The organism is Methylophaga sp., from assembly GCF_030651745.1.
In genome coordinates this window covers 18853-28278 of the sequence record NZ_JAUSCC010000089.1, presented here as the reverse complement: position 1 = coordinate 28278, position 9426 = coordinate 18853, and the positions used below count along the sequence as shown (strand labels likewise).

The following is a 9426-nucleotide window of genomic DNA, read 5'->3' as shown; positions in this document are numbered from 1 at the left end:
GACTAACGAAGATGGTTATGTAATATAAGCCTATGATATTATTGTCGGATGATTAAACTAGAAGGGGGTAGAGCACCTTGATTAAGCAGCGAACATTGAAAAATGTGATTCGTGCCACAGGTGTGGGATTACACAGCGGTGAGATGGTGTATTTAACATTGCGTCCGGCTGCCCCTAATACAGGCATAATTTTCCGTCGAGTTGATTTGGACCCAGTTGTTGAAATCGAAGCCAAAGCGGAAAATGTGGGTGAGACTGCCCTGTCAACCACATTAATCCAAAATGGTCAGCGGGTTTCAACCGTGGAACATTTATTGTCAGCCTTTGCCGGGCTGGGTATCGATAATGCTTATATTGATTTGAATGCAGCTGAAGTGCCTATTATGGATGGCAGCGCCGGACCTTTTGTGTTTCTGGTGCAATCCGCGGGCATTGAAGAGCAGGCAGTAGCCAAGCAATTTATTCGTATTAAAAAGCCTGTATTACTGGAAGATGGTGATAAATGGGCTAAGTTTGAGCCATTTGAAGGTTTCAAAGTCTCTTTTACCATTGATTTTGAACATCCGGCATTTACTGGCAGACCACAACAGGTTGATGTTGATTTCTCCTCCACATCATTTGTTCGAGAAGTCAGTCGTGCCCGGACTTTCGGTTTTATGAAAGATATCGAAAAATTGCGGGAAATGAATCTGGCGCTTGGTGGCAGTATGGACAATGCCATCGTTGTCGATGACTTTCGTGTATTAAATGAAGATGGCCTGCGTTATGAAGATGAATTTGTTCGTCATAAGGTGCTTGATGCCATTGGCGATCTCTATTTATTAGGTCACAGCTTGATTGGTGCATTCGTTGGTCATAAATCTGGCCACGAGGTTAACAATCGTTTATTACGTAAACTTCTGGCTCAACAGGATTGCTGGGAATTGGTGACATTTGAAGAAGATGCAGATGCACCAATTGTATTCAGTCGACCAGCTGCTTCAATAGTCAGCTAGGAGTCATTAGAAAATTCACCTCGCTTTGCGAGTTTATGCAGCGCTGTTTTGAGCTGACCATCGTCTAATCCGGCGGCGGTCTGAGCAATCAGCGCTGCATTGTTATTAGACATATCAATCGTGTTGGATCTGGGTAATTTCTGAGCAGAATGACCGGGTTTTACTTTGACTTCTACGCGATCAATTTTTACAGCCAATTGGTTGGAAAGTGTTTTACAAATAGTTGCGGAATGAAAGCGTAACAAGCTTGCAATTGCCGCACTTTCGGTATGGATGATAATTTTGTTGTCATTCAGATTTGCCAGCTGGCAATGCCCTGCGAACTGCGAAGGTAAAATTTCTTGCAGAATGCTGTTAAGCTGGGTTAATTTTTGGGCGCGCTTCGCAATTTGCTGTAGTTGCTGATTACTCTGGCACACAGTTGCAAAATGAAGCGGTTTATTTGACATGTCTCAATACCGGGACGAGGATAAGTATGCAGATTATCATAATATCCGCCGACAATACCGGCCATAAGAACTGGCATTTAAGCCGAACCACTCTGATGTTGCTGACAATGTTTGTGTTATCAATCACCATTGCAGTAACCATTTCAGCGATGAACTACATTGATGATAAAACTACTCTGACATCAACTGAAGATTCAAAATATTTTCCAACTGCTCAACTCCTCACACCTAAACCCGATCCGTACTCCATCAGTGATAACACTACTGCAAATGAAGCTATTCAAGGGTTCTATGCTCAACAGCTTGGTGGATTACAGGCTGAAGCCATCCGCTTGAAAATGCTCAGCCAGCGATTAGCTGAAATTGCGGGTTTTGAATTGAGTGACTTTGATTTGGAATTTACTCCAGGCATGGGCGGTATCGAAAAATCCGGTGACTGGTTATCTAATGCTGAATTCGAAGAAAGTTTAGTTCGTCTGTCGCAAGACTTTGCGAATCAACAGGACACGTTAACCGCATTACAAGATTATTTGATTACGAATGACAACATCACTGGTGCAATCCCAACTGGCAGACCCGTTGATGAAGGTTGGATTTCATCTTTTTATGGCTATCGAGTTGATCCTTTCAATGGAAAAAAGTCCTTCCATGATGGAATTGATTTCGCCGGTAAAACTGGCAGTGCAGTGATTTCTGTTGCGGATGGCATTGTTAGCTGGGCTGGTATGCGAGGCGATTATGGTGGTCTGGTTGAGATCGATCACGGAAACGGTTATGTAACTCGTTATGCTCACAATAAATCGCTGGAAGTAACGACTGGAGATAGGGTCAGCAAAGGTGATGTCATTGCGCTGATGGGATCAACTGGCCGATCAACCGGGCCTCATGTCCATTTTGAAGTGCTGCGAGACGGTAAATCCGTGAATCCTTTTAATTACATCGAATAATCCCTCTTGTAATTACACTTTCTGTCACCACATAAAAGATTAAGTTGATCTTCGATCTTCTCAATAGTACGCGTTATAATCACGTGATTTATCAAACCGTCGTCAATTCGACACAAATCAACAGGTAGTTCAGTCATGGTAGGCAAGTTTTTCAGTAAGGTTTTTGGCAGTCGCAACGATCGTGTTATCAAAAAGCTGCAGAAACAAATTAGCCTTATCAATGAATTGGAAAGCGAATACGAAAAGCTGGATGATGCTGCCTTAAAATCCAAAACCATCGAATTTAAACAAAGATTAAATGACGGCCAAACGCTCAATGATATTTTAGTTGAAGCGTTTGCAGTAGTCCGTGAAGCGGGTAAACGGGTCATGGAAATGCGCCATTTCGATGTACAGTTGATTGGTGGTATGGTGCTGAACGACGGCAAAGTCGCAGAGATGAAAACCGGTGAAGGTAAAACACTGGTGGCAACTCTGGCCGTTTATCTGAATGCGTTGACCGGTGAAGGCGTTCACGTAATCACAGTCAATGATTATCTTGCTAAACGTGACTCGGCCTGGATGAGCAAACTTTATGGTTTTCTCGGGTTAACTACCGGGGTCATCGTCAGTGGCTTAAGTGGCGATGAACGGCGTGAAGCATATGCAGCTGATATCACCTACGGCACCAATAATGAGTTTGGCTTTGATTACCTGCGTGACAACATGGCTTTTCGTTTGGAAGACCGTGTACAACGGCCGCTTAACTTTGCCGTTATCGATGAGGTTGACTCCATCCTGATTGACGAAGCCAGAACGCCATTGATTATTTCCGGTCCGGCGGAAGACAGCTCTGAGCGTTATGTGCAAATAAACACCTTAATTCCGCATCTCACCAAACAGGAAGGTGAAGATGACGACATCAAAGTCGCAGGTGATTACACGGTAGATGAAAAGAACAAACAAGTTCATTTCACTGAAGCCGGCCATGAAAAAATCGAACAGTTATTAACTGAAGCAGGACTGCTGGATGCTGATGCAAGCTTGTATGATGCCGCCAATATTGGCCTGATGCATCATGTTACTGCTGCATTGAGAGCGCATGTCCTGTTTCATAAAGATGTTGAATACATCGTTCAGGATGATCAGATCATTATCGTCGATGAATTTACTGGCCGTACCATGCCCGGCCGTCGTTGGTCTGAAGGCTTACATCAGGCAATTGAAGCCAAAGAAGGTGTGAAGATTCAAAACGAGAATCAAACGCTGGCATCAATCACTTTCCAGAACTATTTCCGTCTGTATAAAAAATTATCTGGTATGACCGGTACAGCTGATACCGAAGCTTACGAATTACAATCCATTTATGGCCTGGAAGTTGTGGTTATTCCAACGCATCGTCCAATGCAACGTAAAGACGAAGCAGACAGAATTTATTTGACCGCAAAAGAGAAATTCGACGCGATCCTGTTGGATATCCAGGAATGTATCAAACGCAAACAACCGGTGCTGGTGGGTACCGCTTCGATCGAGAGTTCTGAGTATCTGGATAAATTGCTGACCAAAGCCAAAATTCCGCACGAAGTATTGAACGCGAAATTCCATGAAAAAGAAGCCCACATCATTGCTGAAGCAGGTAAACCTGGTTCAGTAACTATTGCTACCAATATGGCGGGTCGTGGTACCGATATTGTTCTTGGTGGTAGCCTTGAAGCTGAGTTGGAAAAACTTGGCGAGGATGCTGATGAGGCTGCAAAAGCCAAAGTGAAAGCCGACTGGCAACAACGCCATGATTTGGTCTTGCAAGCCGGTGGTTTACATATTATCGGTACTGAACGCCATGAATCCCGCCGTATCGATAACCAGTTACGTGGTCGTTCAGGTCGTCAGGGTGATCCTGGCTCAACCCGTTTTTATCTGTCACTTGAAGATAATCTGATGCGGATTTTTGCGTCAGAACGCATGGCCGGGTTGATGCAGAAACTGGGTATGGAAGAAGGCGAAGCCATTGAGCATCCTTGGGTTAGCAGAGCCATTGAAAATGCTCAACGCAAAGTTGAAGGACATAACTTCGATATCCGTAAACAATTACTGCAATTCGATGATGTGGCTAACGATCAGCGTAAAGTGATTTACGAACAACGTAATGAATTAATGGCATCGGATGATGTTTCTGAGTCTATTATTTCAATGCGCAGCAGCGTTATTAATGATGTTATCAGTCTGTACATTCCGCCAAACAGTATTGATGAACAATGGAATGTCACCGGTCTGGAACAGGCACTGCGTGATGATTTTGCTTTGGACTTGGATATCAGTGGCTGGTTGGAAGCGGACGATAGTTTGCATGAAGAAACTTTACGCCAACGCATTGTTGATGAAGCAGAAGCGGCCTGCCAGGCCAAGGAAGCCACAGTGGGTGCAGAGTTGATGCGGCATTTTGAAAAAGCCATTATGTTGCAAACGCTGGATACCCAGTGGAAAGAACATCTGGCGCAGATGGATTATCTACGTCAGGGTATTAATCTGCGTGGTTATGCCCAAAAAGATCCTAAGCAGGAATATAAACGCGAAGCGTTCCAGCTGTTCACCGCAATGCTCGATAGCTTAAAACACGATGTGATCAGTTTAATATCCCGCGTTAAAGTCCGTGCACCGGAAGATGTTGAAGCGGTAGATGAACAGCGCCGTCAATCAGCAGATGTTGAATACCAGCACGAAAGTCCCTCTGCTGAAGCAGAAGCTGAACATCCTTCAGCAAATCAGCCATTAACTCGTGAAGGCAAAAAAGTTGGCCGTAATGATCCGTGCCCATGTGGCAGTGGGAAAAAGTTTAAAAACTGCCATGGCGCAATTAAATAATGGCAGTCAATCTATCTGCTCCAATTGCCGCTGAATTAAAACCGGTCAACGGTATCCGCCTTGCCACTGCCAGTGCGGGTATTAAAAAACCAGGCCGTCAGGATGTTGTATTAATTGAACTGGCTGCTGGAAGCCATACGGCTGCGGTTTATACCCGTAATGCATTTTGTGCTGCACCGGTATTGATTGCCAGAGAACATCAGAGCCAATCGGCAACACGCTTTCTGTTGATAAATTCGGGTAATGCCAATGCTGGAACCGGTGATGCGGGTTTAGCTGCAGCAAAAGCATGTTGTCAGGCGGTGGCTGAGCTTGGTCAGTGTGACGCTAGCGCCGTGTTGCCTTTTTCTACTGGTGTTATTGGCCAACCTTTACCGGTGGACAAAATAACCACTGTCTTACCAGAAGCTTTTGACAAGTTACAGGCTGATAATTGGTTTGCGGCAGCACATGCCATTATGACCACAGACACCATTGCCAAAGCACGCACAGTAGAACTGTCATTAAACGGACAGCAAATCACGCTGACGGGCATTGCCAAAGGCTCTGGCATGATTCGCCCCGATATGGCGACGATGTTGTCTTATATCGCCACTGACGCAGCAATAAGCCCACCAGTGTTGCAAGCAATGCTTGAATTATCGATGGAGCAATCATTTAACAGCATTACGGTGGATGGTGACACCTCAACCAATGACGCTTGCATCTTAATGGCTACTGGTCAGGCCGGTAATATCTTAATTGATGATATTGATAGTCTTGATGCACAACAGTTATTAGCTGCGCTGAACGAGTTAAGCCGTTTTCTGGCCCAAGCTATTGTCCGCGACGGTGAAGGTGCCACCAAATTTATCAGTATTGATGTCGAGCAAGGCGCAGATGAAATAGAGTGTAAGCAAGTCGCTTATACCATTGCTCATTCACCTTTGGTGAAAACGGCATTATTTGCTTCAGATCCAAACTGGGGTCGTATTCTCGCGGCGGTCGGCCGTAGTGGACTAGCCAATCTGGACTTATCGAAAATCGCTATTTACCTGGATACCGTATGTATTGTCGATGGTGGTCAACCGGCTGTGGACTATACTGAAGCAAAAGGCCAACAGGTGATGTCTCAGTCAGAAATAACCATTCGGGTAAAACTGGGTAGAGGCGAGGTTGCCAAAACAGTGTGGACCTGTGATTTCTCCTACGATTACGTGAAAATCAACGCCGAATACCGTACCTGATACGGAGTAAGATATGGATATTGGACAGATCAACACGTTGAGCAAGTTTCTGCGTCAAAGTGGTGCCCAATATCGGGTGTTTGATATGGGCCGTCGGGTTTGTAAATTAACTCCCGAGCAATTTGTCAGCTTTGATAATTGTCAGCGTCCATATCCATATCCTTTCAAGCGTTTGGCGCAGATGGGTATTATTTTCTGGCATCCAGATGCAGCAACAAAACAATATGTCTGGTTTTTGCAATTTCCATTAGATGAACAGGGTTTATTGGTTCCAGATGCACGTGATGCATTTTTGCTGATGTTGCTGGAAAGACTTGGCGAGGCAATGTTGGCCGCCGCCGATGGTGACAAAATTCAGGGTGCTTTAAAAGACAGTCCATATACTTTTGAGCCGCGTCAGGATCGAATGGCGGCTTTTAATGCCCACGCCACTTATGCTTTGAAGCTACCACCTTCAAAATATTACGACTCTGCTTATCATTATTTCACAGGTGAGCTTTCAGTGGATAAATGGCCTGGACTTGCGATGCAGGGGCTAGCCGATTTTGCTATTCGTTTAGATACCAATGAAGCTACTTTGGGACTGATTCAACTATTGCCCAAACTCCCTCAAGAACCATTTCATAACCTGTGTGTATTACTGGAACATGCCAGTCCGGCAGCAGGAATACTCGAAGTATTGGCGCAGCAAATAGATATCCAGTTACAAGAAAAACAACCGGACACGGTCAAAATCATTTCCTGTTTACGAGCGGCTTCCAATAGTCCTGCACGAGGTCTGGTTGAACGTATGGTGATGCAAGTGCTGAAACATCGTTGCAGCCGCGAAATTGAAGTGCTGGCTATCATCAGTGGTCGTATCTGGCCGGCATTGGTCAAACAACCAATCTGTGAATTATATCTTGAGCAACTCGCTCATAATGATGCCGGTCAGCCTGGTTTTAGTCAGTTATTAGCAGATTTATTATTTATTCCAGGAATGCGTGAACCGGTTATGCACGTACTGCGTAATCCCAAACGTTCGGAAACACTGGCAAAAGCCGTGGGGGAAATGTTTGGCAAATAATGAGTCCGAAGTCGACTAAATATTCTTTTTAACAATATTAGTTTCCAGACCATCCACAGTGAACTGATTTTTTTCACGCCAATATTCTTGAATGCCGGTTTCACCTTTACGCTCAGCCCAGTTATTCAGTAGCTCGCGTTCACCGACATAATCCAAATAGGGTACAGCCATACCGCAAGAGGTTTGTACCAGATCGATATCCAGAATAAATATCTGTCTTGCACCGGGCAATGCGTCAAATAAACCGTAAAACTGTTGCCATTCAGGATCCTTATGATGAATAGCCCGAGCCTGTCCGTAAAGCCTCAGAATTAAAGGCTTGCCTTCAAACGCACAAAACATAATAGTCATACGCGGATTTTCTTGAATATGTGCAGCGGTTTCATTGCCGCTCCCCGTCACATTGAGCCAGGCCACACGATTACTGTTTAAGACTCTTAATGAATCCATGCCTTTGGGTGAGAGATTGACGCGACTGTCAGCTGTGGCGGTCGCTACAAAAAACAGATGTTGTTTGTGAATAAACTCAATCAGTCGATCCGATAAAGCATCAAATTGTTGTGCCATTACTTAGGGTTGTCCTTAACAGTTTCTGCCAGCATCTTGCGCCAGCTGGATTCGGTCATCATCTCCATTGTTGATTCCACTCGATCAACAAATACCTTCCCATCCAGATGATCCAGTTCATGCTGAAAAAGTCTGGCCATAAAATCATCATATTTCACTTCTATCTGAGTGCCGTCACGTAACCAGTAACGCACTTTTATCTGTTGATAACGTGGCACCAAGGCACGTAATCCGGGAACACTCAAACAACCTTCCCAGTCTTTTACCATTGCGTCGGAATGCCAGGTAATTTCAGGATTAATTACACAGGTTGCAGGCATATCCGGCGCATACGGATATCGTTCGTTTGGATGACTCGACATAATAAAAAACCGTTGGTTAATGCCGACTTGTGTAGCTGCAATGCCCATACCGCCGCGTTGCTGTACAAACGCAATCAGCGCATCAATATTCTGTTGTAATACTGCATCGTGTATATCGGTTATCGGTAGGGCGACTCGGCGTAAATCAGTTTGACCTAATTCAAGAATCTCAAAGTTTGTGTTCATATCAATGGTGCCTGTAGCGGATCATGAACCCGAAACCATCCTGCGATACTATAGCGATCACGTTTGGCCGGTAATACTTCGTGTGGAAACTGCTCACTTAAAAACACCACAAAAGTGCCCATTTCAGGTTCGACAGAGGTGATCAGACTATCATCATTAATGTCATAGATCTGTAATTGCCCACCATCCTGAGTCTGCCAGAACGGATTTAAATACATCACTGTCGTCAAGATCCGACTGGATTGGCCTTTAAAAGCGTCAACATGGCGTTTATAGAACGCTCCACTGGGGTAGTGCGCATAATGCGCTTCATAATCAAACAACCCTAAAAACAAGCGTTGATTCATCGCCAGACGAAAATCTGCCATATGATTGAGATAGGCCTGATCAACACTATTTTGCGGATCCAGCCAGCGTGTTTCATCACTGCGAATAGTCTCGTTCAATTGATGTTGCTGTTCACGGCCTATGCCCGCAGGCTTTAAATCATTATGTTCATCCAATCCGGCAACACGCCGGAATAAACCCTGTTCCAGCTCGGGGGGCAATAATCGTGGCAGGATGCAATAACCTTGTGTGGCCAAAGCATCGGCAATCAAATCGAACACAGCAAAATCAACAACTGACTGAGTGTTCAAAAAATATTTCTCCAGAAAAGTTAGTCATGTTGCTATCTGACGACGAAAGCTAAGCCATTGAACGGGCGGTAAAATGTAGCAGAATTTCAACTTTCAGTGAGCTTTATTTGCTGTCACTAAATAACCGCCGACAGGTTCTACGATATTAA

At 44.6% G+C, this 9426-nt stretch carries 9 protein-coding genes; 5 read left to right on the top strand and 4 right to left on the bottom strand.

Translation table 11 applies throughout. The features are described from left to right. Positions 1–77 precede the first annotated feature (77 nt). The gene (lpxC, locus tag Q7V21_RS10620; RefSeq protein WP_304917268.1) at positions 78–995 is read left to right on the top strand and encodes a UDP-3-O-acyl-N-acetylglucosamine deacetylase; all 918 of its coding nucleotides are present in this window, start codon (positions 78–80) and stop codon (positions 993–995) included. Here lpxC and Q7V21_RS10615 read toward each other — a convergent pair. Continuing rightward, on the bottom strand, positions 992–1444 hold the full coding sequence (locus Q7V21_RS10615) for a DUF721 domain-containing protein (protein WP_304917267.1): 453 nt from the start codon (positions 1442–1444) through the stop codon (positions 992–994). The two genes, lpxC and Q7V21_RS10615, sit on opposite strands and share 4 nt — an antisense overlap. Positions 1445–1470: 26 nt before the next feature. Between Q7V21_RS10615 and Q7V21_RS10610 the strand changes: the two genes are divergently transcribed. The 4 genes from Q7V21_RS10610 (at position 1471) to Q7V21_RS10595 (ending at position 7524) form a co-directional block, all read left to right on the top strand. Further along, on the top strand, positions 1471–2391 hold the full coding sequence (locus Q7V21_RS10610; RefSeq protein WP_304917266.1) for a M23 family metallopeptidase: 921 nt from the start codon (positions 1471–1473) through the stop codon (positions 2389–2391). Between the two features lie 135 nt (positions 2392–2526). Next, positions 2527–5232, top strand: a complete 2706-nt coding sequence (gene secA, locus Q7V21_RS10605; protein ID WP_304917265.1) for a preprotein translocase subunit SecA — start codon at positions 2527–2529, stop codon at positions 5230–5232. Then, positions 5232–6458, top strand: a complete 1227-nt coding sequence (gene argJ, locus Q7V21_RS10600; protein ID WP_304917264.1) for a bifunctional glutamate N-acetyltransferase/amino-acid acetyltransferase ArgJ — start codon at positions 5232–5234, stop codon at positions 6456–6458. Before secA ends, argJ begins: the two co-directional genes overlap by 1 nt. A gap of 13 nt (positions 6459–6471) precedes the next feature. Further along, on the top strand, positions 6472–7524 hold the full coding sequence (locus Q7V21_RS10595) for a DUF3549 family protein (RefSeq protein WP_304917263.1): 1053 nt from the start codon (positions 6472–6474) through the stop codon (positions 7522–7524). Between the two features lie 15 nt (positions 7525–7539). Here Q7V21_RS10595 and Q7V21_RS10590 read toward each other — a convergent pair whose 3' ends face one another. Genes Q7V21_RS10590 through Q7V21_RS10580 form a run of 3 tightly spaced genes read right to left on the bottom strand, consistent with a single transcriptional unit; the run spans position 7540 to position 9277 of the window. Then, complete coding sequence (locus Q7V21_RS10590; protein WP_304917262.1) at positions 7540–8091, bottom strand: pyridoxamine 5'-phosphate oxidase family protein; 552 nt, start codon at positions 8089–8091, stop codon at positions 7540–7542. Next, positions 8091–8639, bottom strand: a complete 549-nt coding sequence (gene def, locus Q7V21_RS10585; protein ID WP_304917261.1) for a peptide deformylase — start codon at positions 8637–8639, stop codon at positions 8091–8093. The genes Q7V21_RS10590 and def overlap by 1 nt, the downstream gene beginning before the upstream one ends. Continuing rightward, positions 8636–9277: a 2OG-Fe(II) oxygenase gene (locus Q7V21_RS10580; RefSeq protein ID WP_304917260.1), complete on the bottom strand. Its 642-nt coding sequence runs from the start codon at positions 9275–9277 to the stop codon at positions 8636–8638. Before Q7V21_RS10580 ends, def begins: the two co-directional genes overlap by 4 nt. Positions 9278–9426 lie beyond the last annotated feature (149 nt).